The 24,260-nt window shown below is 60.5% G+C and carries 23 protein-coding genes; 13 read left to right on the top strand and 10 right to left on the bottom strand.

The window, feature by feature from the left end; genetic code table 11:
• The first annotated feature begins 182 nt into the window (after window positions 1-182).
• From coaBC to slmA, 3 genes are all read left to right on the top strand, one after another.
• Entirely contained in the window at window positions 183-1,400 is a 1,218-nt protein-coding gene (gene coaBC / locus ACJ8PE_RS23100; RefSeq protein ID WP_168177212.1) for a bifunctional phosphopantothenoylcysteine decarboxylase/phosphopantothenate--cysteine ligase CoaBC, read from the top strand.
• Window positions 1,378-1,836 carry a dUTP diphosphatase gene (dut, locus tag ACJ8PE_RS23095; RefSeq protein ID WP_033652257.1) on the top strand — a complete coding sequence of 153 codons (459 nt, stop codon included), beginning with the start codon at window positions 1,378-1,380 and terminating at the stop codon, window positions 1,834-1,836. The genes coaBC and dut overlap by 23 nt, the downstream gene beginning before the upstream one ends.
• 251 nt (window positions 1,837-2,087) lie before the next feature.
• Window positions 2,088-2,684: a nucleoid occlusion factor SlmA gene (gene slmA / locus ACJ8PE_RS23090; protein ID WP_025304700.1), complete on the top strand. Its 597-nt coding sequence runs from the start codon at window positions 2,088-2,090 to the stop codon at window positions 2,682-2,684.
• A 30-nt stretch (window positions 2,685-2,714) separates the two neighbouring features.
• Here the strand turns inward: slmA and pyrE are convergent, their stop codons facing one another.
• Window positions 2,715-3,356 carry an orotate phosphoribosyltransferase gene (gene pyrE, locus ACJ8PE_RS23085; RefSeq protein WP_042785593.1) on the bottom strand — a complete coding sequence of 214 codons (642 nt, stop codon included), beginning with the start codon at window positions 3,354-3,356 and terminating at the stop codon, window positions 2,715-2,717.
• A gap of 96 nt (window positions 3,357-3,452) precedes the next feature.
• Window positions 3,453-4,169 (bottom strand): ribonuclease PH, encoded by a 717-nt coding sequence (rph, locus tag ACJ8PE_RS23080; RefSeq protein ID WP_025160305.1) that lies wholly within the window; start codon window positions 4,167-4,169, stop codon window positions 3,453-3,455.
• 126 nt (window positions 4,170-4,295) lie between these two features.
• Here rph and ACJ8PE_RS23075 point away from each other — a divergent pair, with 126 nt between their 5' ends.
• Window positions 4,296-5,159: a YicC/YloC family endoribonuclease gene (locus ACJ8PE_RS23075; protein WP_033652259.1), complete on the top strand. Its 864-nt coding sequence runs from the start codon at window positions 4,296-4,298 to the stop codon at window positions 5,157-5,159.
• Between the two features lie 54 nt (window positions 5,160-5,213).
• Here the strand turns inward: ACJ8PE_RS23075 and ACJ8PE_RS23070 are convergent, their stop codons facing one another.
• Entirely contained in the window at window positions 5,214-5,603 is a 390-nt protein-coding gene (locus ACJ8PE_RS23070; RefSeq protein WP_033645180.1) for a hypothetical protein, read from the bottom strand.
• 371 nt (window positions 5,604-5,974) lie between these two features.
• Between ACJ8PE_RS23070 and ACJ8PE_RS23065 the strand changes: the two genes are divergently transcribed.
• Entirely contained in the window at window positions 5,975-7,159 is a 1,185-nt protein-coding gene (locus ACJ8PE_RS23065; protein WP_004931212.1) for a NupC/NupG family nucleoside CNT transporter, read from the top strand.
• A gap of 34 nt (window positions 7,160-7,193) precedes the next feature.
• Here the strand turns inward: ACJ8PE_RS23065 and ACJ8PE_RS23060 are convergent, their stop codons facing one another.
• Window positions 7,194-7,628: a DUF3574 domain-containing protein gene (locus ACJ8PE_RS23060; protein WP_197762165.1), complete on the bottom strand. Its 435-nt coding sequence runs from the start codon at window positions 7,626-7,628 to the stop codon at window positions 7,194-7,196.
• 253 nt (window positions 7,629-7,881) lie between these two features.
• On the opposite strand from ACJ8PE_RS23060, the gene ACJ8PE_RS23055 reads away from it, so the two are divergent.
• The 6 genes from ACJ8PE_RS23055 to recG all read left to right on the top strand — a co-directional run bounded on the left by ACJ8PE_RS23055 (window position 7,882) and on the right by recG (window position 14,573).
• Window positions 7,882-8,499, top strand: a complete 618-nt coding sequence (locus ACJ8PE_RS23055) for a trimeric intracellular cation channel family protein (protein ID WP_197762162.1) — start codon at window positions 7,882-7,884, stop codon at window positions 8,497-8,499.
• A 211-nt stretch (window positions 8,500-8,710) separates the two neighbouring features.
• On the top strand, window positions 8,711-9,334 hold the full coding sequence (gene gmk / locus ACJ8PE_RS23050) for a guanylate kinase (protein ID WP_033636481.1): 624 nt from the start codon (window positions 8,711-8,713) through the stop codon (window positions 9,332-9,334).
• Window positions 9,335-9,388: 54 nt separating this feature from the next.
• Entirely contained in the window at window positions 9,389-9,664 is a 276-nt protein-coding gene (gene rpoZ, locus ACJ8PE_RS23045; RefSeq protein ID WP_004931221.1) for a DNA-directed RNA polymerase subunit omega, read from the top strand.
• 18 nt (window positions 9,665-9,682) lie between these two features.
• Window positions 9,683-11,794 carry a bifunctional GTP diphosphokinase/guanosine-3',5'-bis pyrophosphate 3'-pyrophosphohydrolase gene (gene spoT, locus ACJ8PE_RS23040; RefSeq protein ID WP_015379445.1) on the top strand — a complete coding sequence of 704 codons (2,112 nt, stop codon included), beginning with the start codon at window positions 9,683-9,685 and terminating at the stop codon, window positions 11,792-11,794.
• Window positions 11,795-11,799: 5 nt separating this feature from the next.
• Window positions 11,800-12,495: a tRNA (guanosine(18)-2'-O)-methyltransferase TrmH gene (trmH, locus tag ACJ8PE_RS23035; RefSeq protein ID WP_044030134.1), complete on the top strand. Its 696-nt coding sequence runs from the start codon at window positions 11,800-11,802 to the stop codon at window positions 12,493-12,495.
• Window positions 12,492-14,573: an ATP-dependent DNA helicase RecG gene (recG, locus tag ACJ8PE_RS23030; protein ID WP_197762160.1), complete on the top strand. Its 2,082-nt coding sequence runs from the start codon at window positions 12,492-12,494 to the stop codon at window positions 14,571-14,573. The genes trmH and recG overlap by 4 nt, the downstream gene beginning before the upstream one ends.
• Window positions 14,574-14,615: 42 nt before the next feature.
• Here the strand turns inward: recG and gltS are convergent, their stop codons facing one another.
• Window positions 14,616-15,827, bottom strand: a complete 1,212-nt coding sequence (gene gltS, locus ACJ8PE_RS23025) for a sodium/glutamate symporter (RefSeq protein ID WP_197793816.1) — start codon at window positions 15,825-15,827, stop codon at window positions 14,616-14,618.
• A 240-nt stretch (window positions 15,828-16,067) separates the two neighbouring features.
• On the opposite strand from gltS, the gene ACJ8PE_RS23020 reads away from it, so the two are divergent.
• Together ACJ8PE_RS23020 and ACJ8PE_RS23015 are read left to right on the top strand one after the other, a co-directional pair.
• Window positions 16,068-17,468 carry a nucleobase:cation symporter-2 family protein gene (locus tag ACJ8PE_RS23020; RefSeq protein WP_122016970.1) on the top strand — a complete coding sequence of 467 codons (1,401 nt, stop codon included), beginning with the start codon at window positions 16,068-16,070 and terminating at the stop codon, window positions 17,466-17,468.
• Window positions 17,469-17,597: 129 nt separating this feature from the next.
• Window positions 17,598-19,259 (top strand): AsmA family protein, encoded by a 1,662-nt coding sequence (locus ACJ8PE_RS23015; RefSeq protein ID WP_033652263.1) that lies wholly within the window; start codon window positions 17,598-17,600, stop codon window positions 19,257-19,259.
• A 38-nt stretch (window positions 19,260-19,297) separates the two neighbouring features.
• Here ACJ8PE_RS23015 and fabY read toward each other — a convergent pair whose 3' ends face one another.
• The 5 genes from fabY to typA form a co-directional block, all read right to left on the bottom strand.
• Window positions 19,298-20,245: a fatty acid biosynthesis protein FabY gene (fabY, locus tag ACJ8PE_RS23010; protein WP_004931235.1), complete on the bottom strand. Its 948-nt coding sequence runs from the start codon at window positions 20,243-20,245 to the stop codon at window positions 19,298-19,300.
• A gap of 21 nt (window positions 20,246-20,266) precedes the next feature.
• Window positions 20,267-20,704, bottom strand: a complete 438-nt coding sequence (gene dtd / locus ACJ8PE_RS23005) for a D-aminoacyl-tRNA deacylase (protein WP_182074411.1) — start codon at window positions 20,702-20,704, stop codon at window positions 20,267-20,269.
• Window positions 20,701-21,594, bottom strand: a complete 894-nt coding sequence (locus ACJ8PE_RS23000; RefSeq protein ID WP_033652264.1) for a virulence factor BrkB family protein — start codon at window positions 21,592-21,594, stop codon at window positions 20,701-20,703. The genes dtd and ACJ8PE_RS23000 overlap by 4 nt, the downstream gene beginning before the upstream one ends.
• Window positions 21,595-21,645: 51 nt before the next feature.
• Window positions 21,646-22,236, bottom strand: coding sequence for a glucose-1-phosphatase (yihX, locus tag ACJ8PE_RS22995; protein ID WP_197793814.1), 591 nt, complete (start codon window positions 22,234-22,236; stop codon window positions 21,646-21,648).
• Between the two features lie 166 nt (window positions 22,237-22,402).
• Window positions 22,403-24,226, bottom strand: a complete 1,824-nt coding sequence (gene typA, locus ACJ8PE_RS22990; RefSeq protein ID WP_004931243.1) for a ribosome-dependent GTPase TypA — start codon at window positions 24,224-24,226, stop codon at window positions 22,403-22,405.
• Between the last annotated feature and the right edge of the window lie 34 nt (window positions 24,227-24,260).

The raw sequence follows: 24,260 nt of genomic DNA, 5'->3' as shown, positions 1-24,260 counted from the left end.
GTGTTCCTCCCTGAAAGGGCTACAGCATGCCATGCGCCCCCCGGCGCGTTCGACAGGTGTTTGATAACATTGCGAAGTGTTTCGCAAAGCACAATGTAACGCCCTGCAGCCATTGCGGAATCGCTCACCTGAACGGCGGATATGCTAAAATGGCGCATCTTTCGGCTTTCAATCGGACAATGATGATGACGGGACTTTCCGGCAAACATATTGTGCTTGGCATCAGCGGCGGCATCGCCGCCTACAAATGCCCAGAGCTGGTGCGCCGCCTGCGTGACAGGGGTGCGGAAGTGCGCGTGGTGATGACCCACGCCGCCAAGGCGTTCATTACGCCGCTGACGCTGCAGGCCGTTTCCGGCCACCCGGTGTCCGACGATCTGTTGGATCCCGCCGCCGAAGCCGCCATGGGCCACATCGAACTTGGCAAATGGGCGGATCTGGTGATTCTGGCGCCGGCGACCGCCGATCTGCTGGCGCGCGTCGCCGCCGGCATGGCCAACGATCTGCTGACTACCGTCTGCCTGGCGACCGACGCCCCTATCGCCGCCGCCCCCGCCATGAACCAGCAGATGTATCGCGCCGCCGCCACGCAGGCCAACCTGCAAACGCTGCAGGCGCGCGGCATGCTGCTCTGGGGGCCGGACAGCGGCAGCCAGGCCTGCGGCGACGTCGGCCCGGGTCGCATGCTGGATCCGCTGGACATCGTCGAGCTGGCGAACGGTCATTTCTCCGCCCCGCAGGATCTGCAACATTTGCAGGTTATGATCACCGCCGGCCCGACGCGCGAAGCGCTGGATCCGGTACGCTTCATCAGCAATCACAGCTCCGGCAAAATGGGCTTCGCCATCGCCCGCGCCGCCGCCGCCCGCGGCGCGCAGGTGACGCTGATCGCCGGGCCGGTGAGCCTGCCGACGCCGCCGAAGGTCACACGCGTGGACGTCACCAGCGCGCTCGAGATGGAGCAGGCGGTGCAACAGCGCGCCGCTCAGCAGCAGATTTTCATCTCCTGCGCCGCCGTAGCCGACTACCGTCCCGAGCGGATCGCCGATGAAAAAATAAAAAAACAGGGTGATGAAATCGTCCTCAAGATGGTAAAAAACCCCGATATCGTCGCCGGCGTGGCGGCGATGACCAAAAATCGACCGTTTGTCGTGGGGTTTGCCGCCGAAACCCAGAATGTGGAAGAATACGCGCGGCAAAAACTGGCGCGTAAGAAGCTGGATTTGATTTGCGCTAACGATGTATCGCTCGCAGAGCACGGGTTCAACAGCGACACCAATGCCCTGCACCTTTTTTGGCAGGATGGAGATAAACGCCTGGCGCTGAGCGACAAGGCACTCCTTGGCCAACGTTTAATAGACGAGATAGTCAGCCGTTATGATGAAAAAAATCGACGTTAAGATCCTCGACCCGCGCATCGGTCAGGATTTCCCGCTACCGACCTACGCCACTCCGGGCTCCGCCGGTCTCGACCTGCGCGCCTGCCTGGACAGCGCGGTGGAGCTGGCGCCGGGTGAAACCACGCTGCTGCCTACCGGTCTCGCGATCCATATCGCCGACGCCGGCCTGGCGGCGGTGATCCTGCCGCGCTCAGGCCTGGGCCATAAGCACGGCGTCGTGCTGGGCAATCTGGTCGGCCTGATCGACTCCGATTATCAAGGCCAGCTGATGGTATCGGTCTGGAACCGCGGCCAGAAGTCATTCACTATCGAACCGGGCGAACGCATCGCGCAGATGGTCTTCGTGCCGGTGGTGCAGGCCGAGTTCAACCTGGTGGAAGAGTTCGACAGCAGCGAGCGCGGCGAAGGCGGCTTCGGCCACTCGGGGCGCCACTAAGCGCCACCCAATGCACGATGGCCGGCAGGGAAACGTCGCCTGAACCTTGCCTTTCCGGGGAGAAGGATGTCTCTGCGGCAAGGTTTTACCGCGACAATTGCAGCGCACACCAGGCAGCGCGGAAAAAGGCCGTTAAGGCCGCTGACCCCAGCATCGTAAAAAAGCTATCACATAAGCCGCACAGAGCCTGCTCTGCAGCGGCCGGTGCCCGGGTTTCCGTCAGTTAAGTTTTAGCAAGGGTCTAATCAGACATGGCAGAAAAAGAAAATACGAAAAGGAATCGGCGCGAGGAAATATTGCAGGCGTTAGCCCAGATGCTGGAATCCAGCGACGGCAGCCAGCGCATTACCACCGCCAAGCTCGCCGCGAACGTGGGTGTTTCTGAAGCTGCGCTGTACCGGCATTTCCCCAGCAAGACACGGATGTTCGACAGTCTGATCGAGTTTATCGAAGACAGCCTGATCACCCGCATCAACCTGATCTTGCAGGACGAGAAAGAGACGTTTAATCGTCTGCGCCTGATTTTACTGCTGATTCTGGGCTTTGCGGAACGCAACCCGGGGCTGACGCGCATCATGACCGGCCACGCGCTAATGTTTGAACAGGATCGCCTGCAGGGCCGCATCAACCAGCTGTTCGAACGCATCGAGGCGCAGCTGCGTCAGGTGTTGAAAGAGCGCAAATTGCGCGAAGGCAAAGGCTTCATCGTCGATGAAACGCTGTTGGCCAGCCAGCTGCTGGCCTTCTGCGAAGGCATGTTGTCGCGCTATGTGCGTTCGGAATTCCGCTATCGCCCAACGCAGGAATTCGACGCCCGCTGGCCGCTCCTGGCAGCACAGCTGCAATAAAGATAACGCCGGGCATGCCCGGCGTTTTACTTATATCCCGTACTGCTCGCGGTAAGCGCGCACCGCCGCCAGGTGGTCCGCCATTTCCGGTTTCTCTTCCAGATAGGCGATCAGATCCTTCAGCGTGACGATCGAAATCACCTTGCAGTGGTAGTCGCGTTCCACTTCCTGAATGGCGGAGATGTCCGCTCGGCCGCGTTCCTGGCGGTCGAGGGAGATCAGCACGCCCGCCAACGAAGCGCCGCTGGCGCCGATGATTTCCATCGACTCACGGATCGCGGTACCGGCGGTGATCACATCGTCCACCAGCATCACGCGGCCCTGCAGCGGGCTGCCCACCAGCGAACCGCCCTCGCCGTGGGTCTTGGCTTCCTTGCGGTTAAAGCAGTAAGGCACGTCGCGCTCATGGTGTTCCGCCAGCGCAACCGCCGTGGTGGTGGCGATAGGAATGCCTTTATAGGCCGGGCCAAACAGCAGATCGAAATCGATGCCGGAATCCATCAGGGCTTCGGCATAGAAGCGCCCCAACAGCGCAAGATCGCGCCCGGTATTAAACAGGCCGGCGTTGAAGAAATACGGGCTGGTGCGGCCGGATTTCAGGGTGAACTCGCCGAATTTCAATACCTGCTTGTTAAGCGCGAACTCGATAAACTGGCGCTGATAGGCTTTCATTACTGCTTCTCCTCGTCTGAATCTGCTTGGGTCTTATCATTACTGCCGCCCGATCGGCGGGCATAAAAAAGGCGACTTCTCAGTCGCCTTGAAAAATCAGTCCGCCAGCGCCGCTTTCTGCGCCTGGAAGATGGTTTCGATGCCTCCTCGGGCCAGCGCCAATAGCGCCAACAGCTCATCGTGGCTGAACGGCTCGCCTTCGGCGGTGCCCTGCACTTCAATCATGCGGCCGTCTTCCATCATCACCACGTTCATGTCGGTTTCCGCCGCGGAATCTTCCACATACTCCAGATCGCACAGCGCTTCGCCGTTGACGATGCCGACGGAAACCGCCGCCACCATGCCCTTCATCGGATTGGCTTTCAGCTTACCGTTGGCCACCAGGGTGTTCAGCGCATCGGCCAGCGCCACGCAGGCGCCGGAGATGGAAGCGGTGCGGGTACCGCCGTCGGCCTGCAGTACGTCGCAGTCGAGAGTGATGGTGAATTCACCGAGCTTTTTCAGATCCACCGCGGCGCGCAGCGAACGGGCGATCAGGCGCTGGATCTCCAGCGTGCGGCCACCCTGTTTGCCTTTGGCGGCTTCACGGGCGTTGCGGCTGTGGGTGGAGCGCGGCAGCATGCCGTACTCGGCGGTGATCCAACCTTGCCCCTGGCCTTTCAGGAAGCGCGGAACGCCCTCTTCTACCGTGGCGGTGCACAAGACTTTGGTATCGCCAAACTCAACCAGCACTGAACCTTCAGCGTGTTTGGTATAGTGACGTGTCAGTGTCAGGGGGCGAACTTGCTGTGGTGCTCTGCCTGCAGGACGCATGGGCTCTCTCCGGCTTCAAATCAACTATTGGCTGCGCATTATACGGGCTTCGTGACGTAATGCCTATCCTGCCCGCAGCCGCGACGCTATAATCGCCCCATCTTTTCCTATTACGGGTACGCATCAATGATCCGCAGCATGACCGCCTACGCCCGGCGTGAAATCAAGGGTGAATGGGGCAGCGCAGCCTGGGAGCTGCGTTCCGTTAACCAGCGCTACTTAGAAACCTACATCCGCCTGCCGGAGCAATTCCGCAGCCTGGAGCCGGTGATCCGTGAACGTATCCGTGGCCGCCTGACCCGCGGCAAAGTCGAATGCAACCTGCGTTTCGAACTGGATCCAAGCGCGCAAAGCTCGCTGATCCTGAACGAAAAACTGGCCAAACAGCTGGTCGAAGCCGCCAACTGGGTGAAAATGCAGAGCGACGAAGGGGAAATCAACCCGATCGACGTGCTGCGCTGGCCGGGCGTGATGTCCGCGCAGGAGCAGGATCTGGACGCCATCAGCGCCGAGCTGATGAAGGCGCTGGACGGCGCGCTGGATGACTTTATCGTCGCACGCGAAAGCGAAGGCGCCGCGCTGAAAACGCTGATCGAACAGCGCCTCGACGGCGTCAGCGCCGAAGTGGTCAAAGTGCGCGCCCAGATGCCGAACATCCTGCAATGGCAGCGCGAGCGCCTGGTCAGCAAGCTGGAAGAGGCGCAGGTGCAGCTGGAAAACACTCGCCTGGAGCAAGAGCTGGTGCTGATGGCGCAGCGCATCGACGTCGCCGAAGAGCTGGACCGCCTGGAAGCGCACGTGAAAGAGACGCACAACATCCTGAAGAAGAAAGAAGCCGTCGGCCGCCGCCTCGACTTTATGATGCAGGAATTCAACCGCGAATCGAACACCCTGGCCTCCAAGTCAATCAATGCCGACGTCACCGCCTCCGCCATCGAGCTGAAGGTGTTGATCGAGCAAATGCGCGAGCAGATCCAGAACATCGAGTGATCCGCTCCGCACGCCATCAAGCCCGCGCCACGCGGGCTTTTTTATGGCTATAGATCAGCGATAGGCGGCCGCCTGTTCCTCACCGATCAACCCCATTTTCTGCAGTTGCACCGCAATGCTCCAGGTTGAACGCTCGAACTCATCGCTCAGCGCCTCCAGCGTCGCCCCGGCCGCATGGCTCTCGCGCAGCCGCAGTTTTTCTTCTTCCGGCCAGGGGAAGTAAGCATTGGCCGGCCGGCCCTCGGCCAGATTCTTCTGCCGCTTTTCTTCCGGCGTCAGCCTGGCTTTTTTCTGCAGTTCGGATTCACCGTCAAACTCGTCGGCCAACGCGAACAGCAGGCGGATAGCCTCCGGCGCGCAGGCCGCTGAAGCCGGTCTCAACAGCTCGCCGGTGTCGGGATTAACGCCGTTGGCCAGCGCCCTGAGCAACATGCCGGTATTCATCGTTCGCCTCCTTGTTCGATAAAATGCGCGCCGGTCGCGGCGCCTTGCCCAAACATGTTTCTCTTCCTCAGCCGAGAAAACCACGCTTTGCGCCGGGAAAAATCGCCCATTGCGAGCCAGATTCCAGGCGCCTGAACGTGCGGGACGGTGGTTGCATCAGGCTGCGAGCCGGCAGGCATCATGGAAGACAGCTCACTAAGGAACGTCGGGGGCTTATGAAAAACTGCCGAGCAGCGCGTGCGGATGACAATCGGCAAGATATCCCGCACGCCATAAGTATTTTGTTCTAATTATCACGCAAGGTAATGAAAGGACGGCGATGCTGTGGCTAAATGTGTTTTTTTCCTGCCCGTGAACCGTACGGACCGTTTATGCCACAAATTCTGCAATTTATTATGGCCCTGGTGGTGATCATCGCCCTGGCGCTGCTGGTCAGCAATAATCGCAAGAAAATCCGCCTGCGCTATATCATCCAGCTGCTGGTGATCGAAGGCGCGCTGGCCTATTTCTTCCTGCACTCCGCCAGCGGGCTCAGTGTGATCAAACACGTCGCCGGCTTCTTCGACACCCTGCTCGCCTACGCCGCACAAGGGTCGGAGTTCGTGTTCGGCGGCATGAGCAAAGATGGCCTGGCGTTTATCTTCCTCGGCGTTTTGTGCCCTATCATCTTTATTTCCGCCCTGATCGGCATTTTGCAGCATTTCCGCATCCTGCCGCTGATCATCCGCCTGGTGGGCACCCTGCTGTCCAAGGTCAACGGCATGGGCAAGCTGGAATCGTTCAACGCCGTCAGCACGCTGGTGCTGGGGCAGTCGGAGAACTTCATCGCCTACAAGGGCATCATCGGCGACATCTCGCCGCGCCGCATGTACACCATGGCCGCGACCGCCATGTCGACGGTATCGCTCTCCATCGTCGGCGCCTACATGTCGATGATCGACGCGCAGTACGTGGTGGCGGCGTTGATCCTTAATATGTTCAGCACCTTCATCATCCTGTCGATCATCAACCCGTATCAGGTCGAAGACGAGCCGGAGCTGAAGCTGAACAAGCTGCACGAAGATCAGAGCTTCTTCGAAATGTTGGGCGAGTACATTCTGGCCGGCTTCAAAATTGCGATGATCATCGCGGCGATGCTGATCGGCTTTATCGCGCTGATCTCCGCCGTCAATGCGCTGTTCTCGGCGGTGCTCGGCATCAGCTTCCAGCAGATCCTCGGCTACGTGTTCTATCCGCTGGCCTGGCTGATCGGCATCCCGGCGGAAGAGGCCCTGAAGGCGGGCAGCATCATGGCGACCAAACTGGTGGCCAACGAATTCGTGGCGATGATTGAGCTGAAGAAAATCGCGGCGGAGCTGTCGCCGCGCGGGCTGGGCATTCTGTCGGTGTTCCTGGTGTCGTTCGCCAACTTCGCCTCCATCGGCATCGTCGCCGGCGCCATTAAGGGGCTGAACGAGCAGCAAGGCAACGTGGTTTCCCGTTTTGGCCTGAAGCTGGTTTACGGCTCGACGCTGGTGAGCCTGTTGTCGGCGGCCATCGCCGGCCTGGTGCTGTAATCCCCACTCCCGGCCGCAGGGCCGGGAGTTCGCTTTAAAACGCCACGCACACCGGCGCATCCACCCGCATTACCGAATCCTGCGCAAACTGCTGCTTATAGCCGCTGCGCAGCGCCTCGATATTCGCCTCGCTCTCTTTGCCCGGCGCATGGATCAACAGCAGCGCCTTGCTGTTCTCGCGCGCCAGCTTGCCGTCGTGACCCAGCCACTGCCCTTTGGCATCAAACACCGTCAGCCCGTCTTTAAAACGCGGCGTCACCTGGCTATCGACGAAGGTTTGCCACTCGGCGGTGGTGATCGCCGGCCCCGCCGGCCGGTTCAGGCCGAAGTAGAGCGTTGTCTGCACCAGCGGATCGCCGGTGCGGCAAGCCGGGGCGGGGGAAACAGCCTGGTGGCCTGGCGCCACGCAGCCACTCAGCAGCAGGGCGGCCACCATGGCGCCGGCGGCCAGTCTCGGGGAGTTTTTCATCTGCAGTCTCGATTTTTCGGTTGAAGGATTCGCTGCAAAAGTCATAGTCAGCGATGGAAATTAGCGCGAAATTTCTAATGCTTTCATTAACATTCAGATGTTAAAAAAGGCTGTTTATCGGCAATAAAAATGGAGTTTGGATTAGCTATATTAATCCGAAACGCCATCGGTGAAAAAAACTCAGTGGCGCGCGTCCTCAGCGGCGATTACCCTGCCGGCCATCATTCTGACGCAATTACGCTGTGAACCCCTTATGTTACTGAGCATCCTTTATATCATCGGCATCACCGCCGAAGCCATGACCGGCGCGCTGGCGGCCGGCCGCCGCCAAATGGATATGTTCGGCGTGATCATCATCTCCTCTGTCACCGCAATCGGCGGCGGGTCGGTGCGCGATATGTTGCTCGGGCATTTTCCGTTGGGCTGGGTCAAACACCCGGAATACATCGTCATCGTCGCGATAGCGGCGATCGTCACCACCTGGGTGGCTCCTCTGATGCGCCATCTGCGCCGCCTGTTCCTGGTGCTCGACGCCGTCGGCCTGATCGTCTTCTCCATCATCGGCGCGCAGGTGGCCCTGGATATGGGGCACAGTGCGATTATCGCCGCCATCGCCGCGGTGATCACCGGCGTGTTCGGCGGGGTGCTGCGCGATATGTTCTGCAACCGCATCCCGCTGGTTTTCCAGAAGGAGATCTACGCCGGCATCTCCTTCAGCGCCGCCTGGCTGTATATCGGCCTGCAGCACCTCAGCCTGCCGCACAATCTGGTGGTGATCCTCACCTTGGTCGCCGGCCTGAGCGCGCGTCTTATCGCCCTGCGCTTCCGCCTCGGCCTACCGGTGTTCAACTACCAGCATCCGGATCACTGATCTCGGGGCGGCAACGCGCCGCCGCCGAGGCCAAAACTGCAAAAATGTCGCCCTTCAGCGCGTAAATTCGCCCTTTCGGCGCTTTTTCCACGCAAAGCCGCGGGCAAAATGCGAGCTAACGCTGCACCCGGCGCGTTAGCCGTGTATACTGTGCGGAGAAAATACACATCCGCTGTTTTTGGCATATCAACCGTTATCAACGAACATCATCATGGCTCAAGGCACGCTTTATATTGTCTCTGCTCCCAGTGGCGCAGGTAAATCAAGTCTGATTCAGGCTTTGTTAAAGACGCAACCGCTGTACGACACGCAGGTTTCGGTTTCGCACACCACGCGCGACAGTCGCCCGGGTGAAAATCACGGCGAGCACTATTTCTTCGTCTCGAAAGACGAATTCCGCCGGATGATTGAGCAGGACGCGTTTCTTGAGCACGCCGAAGTGTTCGGCAACTATTACGGCACCTCGCGCGCCGCCATCGAACAAGTCTTGTCGACCGGCGTGGATGTGTTTCTGGATATCGACTGGCAGGGCGCGCAGCAAATCCGCGCCAAAATGCCGCAGGCGCGCAGCATCTTCATTCTGCCGCCGTCGAAGGAAGAACTGGGCCGCCGCCTGCGCGGGCGCGGGCAGGATTCCGAAGAGGTGATCGCCAAGCGCATGGCTCAGGCCGTGGCGGAAATGACGCATTACGCGGAGTACGATTACCTGATCGTGAACGATGATTTCGATCTGGCGCTGTCCGATCTGAAGACCATCATTCGCGCAGAACGCCTGCGTTTGGGCCGCCAGTTACTGCGGCATGACGCTTTAATCAGCAAACTATTGGCAGACTGAAGGCAGTTTCAGTATCATGCCCAGTCTTTTCGTCACCTGTGGAGTAGCACAAATATGGCACGCGTAACTGTTCAAGACGCTGTAGAGAAAATTGGTAACCGTTTTGACCTGGTGTTGGTCGCTGCTCGTCGGGCGCGTCAGATCCAGACCGGCGGCAAAGATGCACTGGTTCCGGAAGAGAACGACAAGTACACCGTTATCGCCCTGCGCGAAATCGAAGAAGGCCTGATCACCAGCCAGATCCTCGACGTGCGTGAGCGCCAGGAACAGCAAGAGCAGGAAGCCGCAGAGATTCAAGCGGTTACCGCGATTGCTGAAGGTCGTCGTTAATTAGACTGCGAGTCCGCCTTGTACCTGTTTGAAAGCCTGAATCTGCTGATTCAACGTTACCTGCCCGAGGAGCAGATTAAGCGCCTCAAACAGGCATACCTCGTCGCGCGCGACGCGCACGAGGGCCAGACACGCTCCAGCGGTGAGCCTTACATTACTCACCCGGTCGCCGTGGCCTGCATCCTGGCGGAAATGCGTCTCGATCACGAGACGCTGATGGCGGCGTTGCTGCACGACGTCATCGAAGACACCCCAGCCACCTATCAAGATATGGAACAGCTGTTCGGCAAGAGCGTCGCCGAACTGGTTGAGGGCGTCTCCAAGCTCGACAAGCTGAAGTTCCAGGACAAGAAAGAAGCGCAGGCGGAAAACTTCCGCAAGATGATCATGGCGATGGTGCAGGATATCCGCGTCGTGCTGATCAAGCTGGCCGACCGTACGCACAACATGCGCACCCTCGGTTCGCTGCGCCCCGACAAACGCCGGCGCATCGCGCGTGAAACCCTGGAAATCTACAGCCCCCTCGCCCACCGTCTGGGTATTCATCACCTGAAAACCGAGCTGGAAGAGCTGGGCTTCGAGGCGCTGTACCCGAACCGTTATCGCGTGATCAAGGAAGTGGTGAAAGCCGCGCGCGGCAACCGCAAAGAGATGATTCAAAAAATCCTCTCCGAGATCGAAGGGCGGCTGACCGAGGCCGGCATCGCCTGCCGTGTCAGCGGGCGGGAAAAACACCTCTACTCCATCTACCTCAAGATGCACCTGAAAGAACAGCGTTTCCATTCCATCATGGATATCTACGCGTTCCGGGTGATCGTAAAAGAGGTCGATACCTGCTACCGCGTGCTCGGCCAGGTGCACAGCCTGTATAAACCGCGCCCGGGGCGGGTCAAAGATTACATCGCCATTCCCAAGGCCAACGGCTACCAATCGCTCCATACCTCGCTGATTGGCCCGCACGGCGTGCCGGTCGAAGTGCAAATCCGCACCGAAGACATGGATCAGATGGCTGAGATGGGGGTGGCCGCGCACTGGGCTTACAAGGAAAGAGAACAGGGCGAAACCGGCACCACGGCGCAGATCCGCGCCCAACGCTGGATGCAAAGCCTGCTGGAACTGCAGCAAAGCGCCGGCAGTTCGTTTGAATTTATCGAGAGCGTTAAATCCGATCTGTTCCCGGATGAGATTTACGTTTTCACCCCGGAAGGCCGCATCGTCGAGCTGCCCGCCGGTGCCACGCCGGTCGACTTCGCCTATGCGGTGCATACCGATATCGGCCATGCCTGCGTCGGCGCGCGCGTCGATCGTCAGCCATACCCGCTGTCGCAGTCGCTGACCAGCGGCCAGACCGTCGAGATCATCACCGCGCCGGGCGCACGGCCCAACGCCGCCTGGCTGAACTTCGTGGTCAGCTCGAAAGCGCGCGCCAAGATTCGCCAGATGCTGAAGAACCTCAAGCGCGACGACTCCGTCGGCCTCGGCCGCCGTCTGCTCAACCATGCGTTGGGCGGCAGCCGCAAGCTGGCCGAAATCCCGCAGGAAAACATTCAGCACGAGCTGGATCGCATGAAGCTGGCGACGCTGGACGATCTGCTGGCGGAAATCGGCCTCGGCAACGCCATGAGCGTAGTGGTGGCGAAGAACCTGCAGGGCGATCAGTCCAGCCTGGGTACCACCTCCGGCGTGCGCAACCTGGCCATCAAGGGCGCCGACGGCGTGTTGATCACCTTCGCCAAGTGCTGCCGTCCGATTCCGGGCGACCCGATTATCGCTCACGTCAGCCCGGGCAAAGGGCTGGTGATCCACCATGAATCCTGCCGCAATATTCGCGGCTATCAGAAAGAGCCTGAGAAGTTCATGGCGGTCGAGTGGGATAAAGAGACCGAGCAGGAGTTCATCGCCGAGATCAAGGTGGATATGTTTAACCACCAGGGCGCGCTGGCCAACCTGACGGCGGCGATCAACGCGGCCGAATCCAATATTCAGAGCCTGAACACCGAAGAGAAAGACGGTCGGGTTTATAGCGCCTTTATCCGCTTGACCACCCGCGATCGCATCCATTTGGCAAACATTATGCGTAAAATCCGTATCATGCCGGATGTGATCAAAGTTAACCGCAACCGAAACTAGCGCTTATGAGTCCTGAACGCTATGCGCGGATTTGTGAAATGCTCGCGACCCGGCAGCCGGATTTGACGGTCTGCCTGGAGCAAGTGCACAAACCGCATAACGTCTCCGCCATTATCCGCACCGCCGACGCCGTCGGCGTGCATCAGGTCCACGCCGTGTGGCCCACCACCCGCATGCGCACCCTGGTTTCCTCCGCCGCCGGCAGCAACAGCTGGGTCAGCGTCAAGACCCATCGCACCATCGGCGACGCGGTCGGCCACCTGAAAGCGCAGGGCATGCAAATTCTGGCCACCAACCTGTCTGCGCGCGCGGTCGATTTCCGCGAGGTGGACTACACCCGGCCAACCTGCGTGCTGCTCGGCCAGGAAAAAACCGGCATCACCGAAGAAGCGCTGGCACTCGCCGATCAAGACATCGTCATTCCGATGATCGGCATGGTGCAATCGCTCAACGTCTCCGTGGCTTCGGCACTGATCCTGTATGAAGCGCAGCGCCAGCGGCAGAACGCCGGCCTGTATCGCCGCGACAACAGCATGCTGGATGAAGAAGAGCAGCAGCGTCTGCTGTTCGAAGGTGGCTACCCGGTGCTGGCCAACGTGGCCAAGCGCAAAGGGCTGCCACGCCCGCAGATTGACGAGCAGGGCCAGGTGATCGCCAGCGCCGAATGGTGGGCGGCCATGCAGGCGACGGTGCGCAAATGAAAGGCCGCCTGCTGGATGCTGTCCCACTCACCACGCTTTCCGGGGTTGGCGCCAGCCAGGCGGGCAAACTGGCCAAGCTTGGCCTCGAGACCATTCAGGATCTGCTGCTGCACCTGCCGCTGCGCTACGAAGACCGCACCCGCCTCTACCCGATCAACGATCTGCTGCCGGGCATCTACGCCACGGTAGAAGGGGAAGTGCTGCGCAGCGACATCAGCTTCGGCCGCCGCCGCATGCTGACCTGCCAGATCAGCGACGGTACCGGCATCCTCACCATGCGGTTCTTCAACTTCAACGCCGCGATGAAGAACAGCCTGGCCACCGGCCGCCGCGTGACCGCCTACGGCGAGATCAAACGCGGCAACCACGGCGCGGAGATCATCCATCCGGAATACCGCATTCAGGGCGAAGCCAGCGAGGTTGAGCTGCAGGAGTCGCTGACGCCGGTCTACCCCACCACCGAAGGGGTGCGGCAAGCCACGCTGCGCAAGCTGACCGATCAGGCGTTGGAGCTGCTGGATACCTGCGCCATCGCCGAACTGCTGCCGCCGGAGTTGAGCGGCGGCCTGATGAGCCTGCCGCAGGCGCTGCACACCCTGCATCGCCCGCCGCCGGACATCCAGCTGGCGGATCTGGAGCTGGGCAAACACCCGGCGCAAAAGCGTCTGATCCTCGAAGAGTTGCTGGCGCATAACCTCAGCATGCTGGCGGTGCGCGCCGGCGCGCAGAGTTATCAGGCGCAGCCGCTGCTGCCGGACGATCGGCTGAAAAACCGTTTTCTCGCCCAGTTGCCGTTCTCGCCAACCGGCGCGCAAACGCGCGTGGTGGCCGACATCGAAGCCGATATGCAAAAAGACTTCCCGATGATGCGGCTGGTGCAGGGCGACGTCGGCTCCGGCAAAACGCTGGTGGCGGCGCTGGCGGCGCTGCGCGCCATCGCGCACGGTAAGCAGGTGGCGCTGATGGCGCCGACCGAGCTGCTGGCCGAACAGCATGCCAACAACTTCCGCCAGTGGTTCGAGCCGCTGGGGCTGGAGGTCGGCTGGCTGGCGGGCAAACAGAAAGGCAAGGCGCGCATCGCGCAGCAGGAAGCCATCGCCAGCGGCCAGGTGTCGATGGTGGTCGGCACCCACGCCATCTTCCAGGAGCAGGTTCAGTTCAACGGCCTGGCGTTGGTGATCATTGATGAGCAGCACCGCTTCGGGGTACATCAGCGGCTGGCGCTGTGGGAGAAAGGCGAAGAACAGGGCTTCCACGCCCATCAGCTGATCATGACCGCCACGCCAATCCCGCGCACGCTGGCGATGACTGCCTATGCCGATCTCGATACCTCGGTTATCGACGAGCTACCGCCGGGTCGCACGCCGGTGACCACCGTCGCCATTCCCGATACCCGCCGCGCCGACATCATTCAACGGGTGAAAAGCGCCTGTCTGGAAGAAGGACGGCAGGCTTACTGGGTGTGTACGCTGATCGAAGAGTCCGAGCTGCTGGAAGCGCAGGCGGCGGAAGCCACCTGGGAAGAATTGAAAGCCGCGCTGCCGGAGCTGAAGGTGGCGCTGGTGCACGGCCGCATGAAAGCGCAGGAAAAGCAGGCGGTGATGCAGGCGTTTAAACAGGGCGAGCTGCAGCTGTTGGTCGCCACCACGGTGATCGAGGTCGGCGTCGACGTGCCGAACGCCAGCCTGATGATCATCGAAAACCCGGAACGGCTGGGCCTGGCGCAGCTGCACCAGCTGCGCGGCCGCGTAGGGCGCGGCGCGGTGGCTTCACACTGCGTGCTGCTGTACAAAACGCCGCTGAGTAAAACCGCGCAAACGCGCCTGCAGGTGCTGCGCGACAGCAACGACGGCTTCGTCATCGCGCAGCGCGATCTGGAGATCCGCGGCCCGGGCGAGCTGCTGGGCACCCGCCAAACCGGCAGCGCCGAATTCAAGGTGGCGGACCTGTTGCGCGACCAGGCGATGATCCCCGAAGTGCAGCGCGTCGCTCGCCATCTCCATCAGCACTACCCGGAACACGCCCAGGCGCTGATCGAACGCTGGCTGCCAGAGAAGGCGCGCTACTCCAACGCATAAAAAAGGGCGCCGCAGGCGCCCTTCTCATGATGACTCGCGATATCATCCCACCACCGGGAACACCGGCAACAGCAGATACAGCTTGATGACGATGGCGTTGGCGATATCGATAAAGAACGCCCCCACCATCGGCACCACCAGAAATGCCAGGTGCGACGGGCCGAAGCGATCGGTGATCGCTTGCATGTTGGCGATCGCCGTCGGCGTGGCGCCCATGCCGAAGCCGCAGTGGCCGGCGGCCAGCACCGCCGCATCGTAGTTCTTGCCCATTACCCGGTAGGTGACGAAGATCGCGTACAGCGCCATCACCAGCGTCTGTACGGCCAGGATCGCCAGCATCGGCAGCGCCAGCGAAGCCAGCTCCCACAGGCGCAGGCTCATCAACGCCATCGCCAGGAACAGCGACAGGCTGACGTTGCCCAGCACCGATACCGCCCGCTCGAACACGGTATAGAAACCGGTGAAGGCCAGCGTGTTGCTGAGGATCACCCCGACGAACAGCACGCAAACGAAGTTAGGCAGTTCAAACACCGTACCGCTCAGCAGACCGGCAATCAGCTGCCCCAGGCTCAAACAAATGGCGATCATGGCGATGGTTTCAATCATCACCAGCGAGGTGATCAGGCGGCCGCTTTCCGGCTTCTCGAAGCCGCTCGGCTGCACGCTGTCTTCCGGTGTGCCTTCCGGCGTAGAGGAGTGTTTAACCAGATAGCGCGCCACCGGGCCGCCGATCAGGCCGCCCAGCACCAGGCCGAAGGTGGCGCAGGCCATGGCGACTTCCGTCGCGTTTTCAAAGCCGTAGCGCTCGATGAACAGCTTGCTCCAGGCCGCCCCGGTGCCGTGGCCGCCCGACAGGGTGATCGAACCGGCGATCAGGCCCATCAACGGATCCAGCCCCAGCATTTTCGCCATGCCGATGCCGATGGCGTTCTGCACCAGCAGCAGCCCCAACACCACGAACAGGAATACCATCAGCGCTTTGCCGCCGGCGCGCAACCGCGCCAGGTTGGCGTTCAGGCCGATAGTGGCGAAGAAGGCCAGCATCAGCGGATCCTTCAACGACATGTCAAAGCTGATTTCCCAGTTGGCGAATTTTTTCAGGACTAACAGCAGGAGGGCCACCAGCAAACCGCCGGCGACGGGAGCGGGAATGGTATATTTTCGCAGCAGAGGAATACTTCTGACGCACTTGCCCCCAAGGAGCAAAACCAGCGTCGCCGCGACTAACGTGCCATAAGTATCAAGATGAAACATCCAGGTACTCCATGTAAGGGAAAAGATCCAAATAAAAATAATAAGTTATAGAAAACCACGTAGTTTTTAAACTTGATGAGTGCAGGATTAGAAGTAAAAAACGCTGAGATGACAAGAAAAAATGAATGAAAATGCGACATAAACGGGAAAGTCGGCAACATAATATTTAGGCGCAACCGTTTGCTTTTGCGGGGCGGCGCATTAAAATGCCTGCTTTGCCGTATCTGGAAACGCCACACCATGAGCATGTCATCCTCCGAGCTTGATGCCGCACGCCAAACCGCCTCTGAACCCCGCGCCAGCGAACTGATTTATCGCCTCGAAGACCGCCCGCCGCTGCCGCAAACGCTGTTTGCCGCCGGCCAGCACCTGTTGGCGATGTTCGTTGCGGTGATCACTCCGGCGCTGCTGATCTGCCAGGCGCTGGGTCTGCCGGCGCAGGATACCCAACACATCATCAGCATGTCGCTGTTCGCTTCCGGTCTGGCTTCCATTCTGCAAATCAAAACCTGGGGGCCGGTGGGCTCCGGGCTGCTGTCGATTCAGGGCACCAGCTTCAACTTCGTTTCGCCATTGATCATGGGCGGCCTGGCGCTGAAAAACGGCGGCGCCGACGTGCCGACCATGATGGCCGCGCTGTTCGGCACCCTGATGGTCGCCTCCTGCACCGAAATTTTGCTGTCGCGCGTGCTGCATCTGGCGCGCCGCATCATCACCCCGCTGGTTTCCGGCATCGTGGTGATGATCATCGGCCTGTCGCTGATTCAGGTCGGCCTGACCTCGATCGGCGGCGGCTATGCCGCGATGAACGATCACAGCTTCGGCTCGCCGAAAAACCTGCTGCTGGCCGGCGCGGTGCTGGCGGTCATCATCCTGCTGAACCGCCAGCGCAACCCTTACCTGCGCGTCGCTTCGCTGGTGATCGCCATGGCGGTCGGCTACCTGCTGGCCTGGGCGATGGACATGCTGCCCGCCGACGCTCCGGCGGCGCCGACGGCGTCGATTACCATTCCAACGCCGCTCTATTACGGCCTGGGCTTCGACTGGAACCTGTTGCTGCCGCTGATGCTGATCTTTATGGTCACCTCGCTGGAAACCATCGGCGACATCACCGCCACCTCTGACGTCTCCGAACAGCCGGTCAGCGGGCCGCTGTACATGAAGCGTCTGAAGGGGGGCGTACTGGCCAACGGCCTGAACTCGATGCTGTCGGCGGTGTTCAACACCTTCCCCAACTCCTGCTTCGGCCAGAACAACGGTGTGATCCAGCTGACCGGCGTCGCCAGCCGCTACGTCGGCTTCGTGGTGGCGCTGATGCTGATCGCGCTGGGGCTGTTCCCGGCGGTGGCCGGCTTCGTGCAGCACATCCCCGAGCCGGTACTGGGCGGCGCGACCATCGTGATGTTCGGCACCATCGCCGCCTCCGGCGTGCGCATCGTGTCGCGCGAACGCCTGAACCGGCGCGCCATCATGATCATGGCGCTGTCGCTGGCCGTCGGCATGGGCGTCTCCCAGCAGCCGCTGATCCTGCAGTTCGCGCCGGACTGGCTGAAAACCCTGCTCTCTTCCGGTATCGCCGCCGGCGGCATTACCGCCATCGTGCTGAACCTGGTGTTCCCGCAGGAACACGAGAAAAAGTAACCCGCCCATTGGCGTTCAAACGGCCGCTTGCGGCCGTTTTTTTATTGCCTATCAGACCATTGCCCTTGAGATGCCCGGCCAATTGCGGCATAAACAGGGTATCTTTTTTGACCGATGCGGATGTAGACGATGAAATTTATCGGAAAGCTGTTGCTGACGTTGCTGCTGCTGATCGTGCTGGCGGTGGTGGTGCTGTATCTGGTGGGGCAAACCCGCTGGGCGGCAGGCCGTCTGAGCGCCTGGATCAGCGACAACAGCGAATACCGCCTGTCGATAGGAAAAATCACCCACTCGTGGAATCAGCCGGGCCAGATCGGTCTGGAAGACGTGCAGCTGGCGCGCAGCGGCCAACCACAGGCGCTGGTCGCCAAACGCGTCGATCTCGGCCTCAGCCTGCGCCAAATCACCGAACCGCGCTATTTTTACAGCGTCACGCTGCGCGACGGCACGCTGAACGTGCAGCCACAGGCTGCTGCGCTGCCCGTACAGGCCGACGTGCTGCAACTGAGCAACATGGCGCTGCAGTCCAACGATAGCGAGTGGCAGCTCAACGCGCAGCAGGTCAATGCTGGCATCACGCCGTGGCGCCCGCTGGCCGGCCATCTGCTGGGGGACAACAACCAGTTCCAGTTCAGCGCCGGTTCGATGACGCTGAACGGCATCCCCGCCTCGAAGGTGTTGGTGCAGGGGGAGCAAAAACAGGGCCAGTTGCTGTTGAACAACTTCGGCGCCGATCTGGCGCAGGGCGACCTGACCGGCGTGGCCAGCCGCGCCACCGACGGCAGCTGGCAGGTGGATCGCCTGCGGCTGAGCGGCGTGCGCATGCAGACCCCGATGACATTGGCGGAATTCATGCGGCGCTTCACCGCTCTGCCGCCGGTCACCCTCAAGCGTTTCGATCTGATCGATGCGCGCCTGGAAGGCAAGGCGTGGGCGGTTAACGATCTCGACCTGTCGCTGCAAAACGTCAGCGTCGAAAAAGGCGACTGGCGCAGTGAAGACGGCTCGCTCAACTTCAACGCCGGCGACGTGGTCAACGGCGGTTTCCACCTGATCGATCCGATCGCCACCCTGCGGCTCTCTTCCGCCGGCATCGCCATTCAGCAGTTCACCACCCGCTGGGAAGGCGGGCTGCTACGCACCTCCGGCAACTGGCTGCGCGCCGGCAAACGCCTGCAGCTGGATGAAGTGGCCATGGCAGCGCTGGAGTACACCCTGCCTATCGACTGGCGCGAGCTGTGGCTGAAACCGCTGCCGGACTGGCTGGCGGAGGTGTACGTCACCAAGCTGACCACCAACCGCAATCTGATTATCGATATCAACCCGGCATTCCCGTTCCAGATCACCGCGCTGGACGGTTACGGCAGCAACCTGCTGCTGGCGCGCGACCACCAGTGGGGCATTTGGTCCGGTTCGCTGAACCTGAACGGCAGCGAAGCCACCTTCAACAAAATCGACGTGCGGCGCCCTTCGCTGGCGCTGAACGCCGACGCCAACCAGATCGCCGTCACCGAGCTCAGCGCCTTTATGCCCAATGGGTTGCTTGAGGCCAAAGCGACCGTCGATCAGCTGCCGGGCAAGCCGTTCCAGCTGACGCTGCACGGCCGTTCGGTACCGATCAACACCTTGCAGCAATGGGGATGGCAGCCGGTGCCGCTGACGGGAGACGGCAACCTCGAGCTACAGTTGAAAGGGCTGCTGAACAGCGACGGGCCGTTCAAGGCCTCATTGAAAGGCAATCTGCAGGCCACCGCCGGCGACGGCCAAGCGGTGAACCAACAACTGCCGTAGTGCACTGCGCGGCCCGCCCTCAGGGCAGGGCCGCCGCCTTACTCCTCCAGCGCTTCAGAGCCGCCCTGATCCAACGGCACATCCGGCTCGGCCGGCAACACCATATAGGTGCCTTCGAACACTGCGCCCTTGTCCTCGTCACCGAACAGATGCACTTCGGCGTGTACGCGCGCGCGGCGGCCGCGCGCCAGACGCGCCAAATCGCCGCTCAGCGAGCCGAGATCCGCCACCGCCCGCGGCCTGCCGGTAATCGGTTTGCTGTAGCGAATGTGCGCGTCCGCCAGAATGATGGTGCCGCCCAGATGGCGCTCGCGCAGCAGCAGCCAAATCAGCCCCCAGGCGGTCAGCGTCGCCAGTGAGAACAGGCTGCCGGCAAACAGCGTATGGTGCGGATTCTGATTGCCGATCTCCGGCATGGTGGTGACGAAGCGCTGGCCGGTGTATTGGCTGATGCGCACGCCCATCTTTTCGCTCAGCGGGATGTGTTCATACCAGGCCTGCTGCAATTGGCCGCACCAGTCGGGGCGATGCAGGATATCGTCCAGCGTCGCCACCGGTTTGATCATCAAAAAATGACGGATCGGGGTGGTCTGCGGCGCGGTGATCTCGCCCTGATTGACGAAGCCCAGTTTGGCGAAGAAATCCACCGCGTCTTCACGGGCGCTGCACACCACCCGCTTCACGCCTTCCTGCCGCGCGACCGACTCCAGCGTCATCGCCACCAGCGTCCCCAGCCCTTTATCCTGCAGCGTCGGATCTACCGCCAGAAAACGGATCGCCGCCTCGTTGTCGGCATTGATGTACAGCCGCCCGATGGCGACGATTTTACCGGCCTCGTCCACCACCATTTGGTGATGGGCCATGGCGTCATAGGCATCCTTTTCCGAACCCACCGGCTGGTGCAGCGGCTTGCGCAGCATTTCCCAGCGAAACTGGTAATACTCCTTCAGTTCTTGCTCTGTTACGGGTACTCGTAGGTGATACATAGACGCCTGTTCTCCGAATGCTTAGACCTGTAGCCAGAATGTCACCGGACCATCGTTGACCAGCGCCACCTGCATGTCGGCGGCGAACTCGCCGGTCTGGGTCTCTACGCCGCGTTCGCGGCATTGGCCAACAAAATATTGATACAACCGATCGGCGACCAAAGGCGCGGCGCCGCGCGAGAAGCTGGGCCGCATGCCCTTCTGGGTGTCCGCCACCAGGGTGAACTGCGAGACGACCAGCACGCTGCCCCCGGCCTGCTGGACGTTGAGGTTCATCTTGTCGTTCTCGTCGCCGAAAATGCGGTATCCCAACACGCGTTCGCACAGGCGCTGCGCTTTTTGCTCGTTATCGCCCTGCTCCACGCCCAATAACACTAACAAACCGGGGCCAATCTTGCCTACCGTCTCGCCACCTACCGTGACGCTGGCGTTTAACACCCGTTGAATCAACGCAATCATTCCTGCTGCCCTTCTGGTTTTTGTTCCTGTTGCTCCGCCTTCTGCCGGCGGTAGTCACGGTATTCGCCGATGGTCACGGTGATTTCCGCGCCGAGTAACACGATACACCAGCTCCAGTAGACCCACAGGAATAAAATCGGGATCACCGCCAGCACGCCGTAAATCAGCTGATAGGAGGGGAACATGGTGACGTACAGCGCGAATCCCTTCTTACCCAGCTCGAACAGCAATCCGGCCACCACCGCGCCAATCAGCGCGTCTTTGGGCGGCACGCGCACCGTCGGCACGATGCAATACAGCAGCCAGAAGGAGGTGCACGACAAAATCAGCGGAAAGATGCGCAGCACCTGATCCACCAGGCCGTTGACGCCGGTCTGCGCCAGCCAGTTGAGCGACAGCAGGTAGGAACTGATGGCCATGCTGGCGCCCACCAGCAGCGGCCCCAGCGTCAGCACCATCCAGTACACGGCGAAGGAGAAGACGATCGGCCGTTTGTTCTTGCTGCGCCAGATGGTGTTCAGCACGCTGTCCACAGAGGAGATCAACAGCAACGCGGTAACGATCAGCCCGCAGGTGCCGACGGCGGTCATCTTGTTGGAATTGGCGACGAACTGTTCCAGGTAGTTCTGGATGACGTTGCCGGCGGCCGGCACGAAATTGGAAAAGATGAAGCTCTTCAGCTGTTCGCTGATGTCGGAAAACATCGGGAAAGCGGCGAACAGCGCGAACACCACAGTGACCAGCGGCACCAGCGACAGCAGGGAAACGTAGGCGAGATGGCCCGCCAACATCGTCAGGCCATCGTGGTCGATGCGTTGGTACAGCAGCCGTCCGAAGGTGACGCTTGGCTTAATCGCAGAAGGCAGCTTCTTGCGGCGGAAAAACGACATGGTCACTCCTTGATGTCCGTTGATACGCCTTAAGCTTAACGCGCCCTGCGCTCATTGAGCAAAATAGGCCGGCACCACGTCGCGATCGGTGACGTGCACCGTCTTGATCCCCAGCGCCTGCGCGGCGAGGACGTTCGCCGGGTGATCGTCAAAGAACACCGCGTCGGCGGCGGCGGTGTTTTCCGCAGCCAGCACATGCCGGTAGATGTCAGCTTCAGGTTTGCGCATGCCGAGATCTTGCGACAAATAGAGATGATCGGCGGCGGCGGCCACTTCAGGATAGTGCTGCGGCCAGTAATTGCAGTGCAGACGGTTGGTGTTCGACAGCACCACCACCCGGTGACCTTCGTTGCGCAGGCGCTGCATGATGTCGATCACCTCCGGGCGCAGCGCGACGAATACCGCCTGCCAACCGGTGGCGAACTGCTCAAAGCTGAGCGCGATGCCCATTTCATCGCACAGTTTGCCGACGAAGTCTTCATCGCTGATTTCACCGCGCTCATGCTGCTGGAACACCTCACCCATGGTGAAACGATCGGACAACACCGCCAACGGCGTGCCGCTCAAATTGCTCCACACGCCCAGCACACGCTTGAAATCGATATCGACGATCACATTACCTAAATCAAAGATATACAGCATAGTCCTCTCCTGATGGGCCGGTGAGATTTCACTGTAGCGGGAAAAGGAACAGCTGAACAGGGAGCGAACGGAAAAGCGCATAGCGCGCCGCACAAACGGGGAACAACAGAGGAAAAAACTCAGGGCGCGAGAGCCGCGCCCTAAGCATGAGACACTCAATCAGCGATTAAGCGTCTTTTGGACCGCGGCTGGCACGCTTACGATCGTTTTCCGTCAGGTGACGCTTACGGATACGGATCGAGGTTGGCGTCACTTCTACCAGTTCGTCGTCATCGATGAACTCCAGAGCTTGCTCCAGGGTCATTTTGATGGCCGGAACCAGGGTAGTCGCTTCATCGGTACCGGAAGCACGCATGTTGGTCAGCTTCTTACCGGTCAGGCAGTTTACGGTCAGGTCGTTGGAACGTGAGTGAATACCGATGATCTGGCCTTCATACACTTCCGCACCGTGGCCCAGGAACAGCTTGCCGCGATCCTGCAGGCCGAACAGCGCGAACGCGACCGCTTTGCCCTGGCCGTTGGAGATCAGCACGCCGTTCTGACGCTGGCCCACTTCGCCCGGACGCACGTCGTCGTAGTGGCTGAAGGTGGAGTACAGCAGACCGGTACCCGAAGTCATGGTCATGAATTCGTTACGGAAGCCGATCAGACCGCGGCTTGGGATCACGTAGTCGAGACGCACGCGGCCCTTACCGTCCGGATCCATGTTTTTCAGGTCGGCTTTACGCTCACCCATCGCCTGCATCACGGAACCCTGATGCTGTTCTTCGATATCCAGCGTCACGTTCTCGAATGGCTCCTGCTTACGGCCATCGATTTCGCGGAAGATAACTTTCGGACGGGAAACCGCCAGCTCGAAACCTTCACGGCGCATGTTTTCGATCAGTACCGACAGGTGCAGCTCGCCACGACCGGATACGCGGAAGGCGTCCGCATCGTCGGTTTCTTCAACGCGCAGCGCCACGTTGTGCACCAGCTCTTTGTTCAGACGGTCAAGGATCTGACGCGACGTCACGTACTTACCTTCTTTACCGCAGAACGGCGAGGTGTTGACGTTGAAGAACATGGTTACGGTCGGTTCGTCGACGGACAGCGCCGGCAGCGCTTCTACGGCGTTGGTGTCGCAGATGGTGTCGGAGATGTTCAGCTCGCCCAGGCCGGTGATGGCGATGATGTCGCCCGCTTCCGCCAGGGTGCTGTCGATACGCTCCAGACCCAGGTGACCCAGCACTTTACCCACTTTACCGTTGCGAGTTTTACCTTCGCTGTCGATGATGGTGACCTGCTGGTTCGGCTTCACTTTACCGCGCTTGATGCGGCCGATGCCGATAACGCCCAGGTAGTTGTTGTAGTCCAACTGGGAGATCTGCATCTGGAATGGCGCTTCCAGCTCAACCTGCGGCGCAGACACGTGGTCGACGATCGCCTGATACAGCGGGGTCATGTCTTCCGCCATGTCGGTGTGGTCGACGCCGGCGATGCCGTTCAGCGCAGAAGCGTAGATGATCGGGAAGTCGAGCTGCTCGTCGGTCGCGTCGAGGTTCACGAACAGGTCGAACACCTGATCCACAACCCAGTCAGGGCGCGCGCCAGGGCGGTCAACCTTGTTGATTACCACGATCGGCTTCAGACCGTTGGCGAACGCCTTTTTGGTCACGAAGCGGGTTTGCGGCATAGGGCCATCCATTGCATCCACAACCAGCAGCACCGAGTCAACCATCGACATCACGCGCTCTACCTCACCGCCGAAGTCGGCGTGTCCTGGGGTATCCACGATGTTGATGCGGTAACCATTCCAATTAATGGCGGTGTTTTTTGCGAGGATGGTAATCCCACGCTCTTTCTCCAAATCGTTGGAGTCCATTACGCGTTCGGTGGCTTCCGCACGCTCTCCGAAAGTACCGGATTGTTGCAGCAGCTTGTCAACCAGGGTGGTTTTACCATGGTCAACGTGGGCAATAATGGCGATGTTACGCAAATTTTCGATCACAGCTTTGCCTCGGGCATTAGAAATAGCGCGCTAT

Source organism: Serratia sp. CY74737 (genome assembly GCF_052166775.1).
Lineage (GTDB): Bacteria > Pseudomonadota > Gammaproteobacteria > Enterobacterales > Enterobacteriaceae > Serratia > Serratia ureilytica.
The sequence above is the reverse complement of the archived record's forward strand: the minus strand, read 5'-3'. Positions and strand labels throughout refer to the sequence as shown.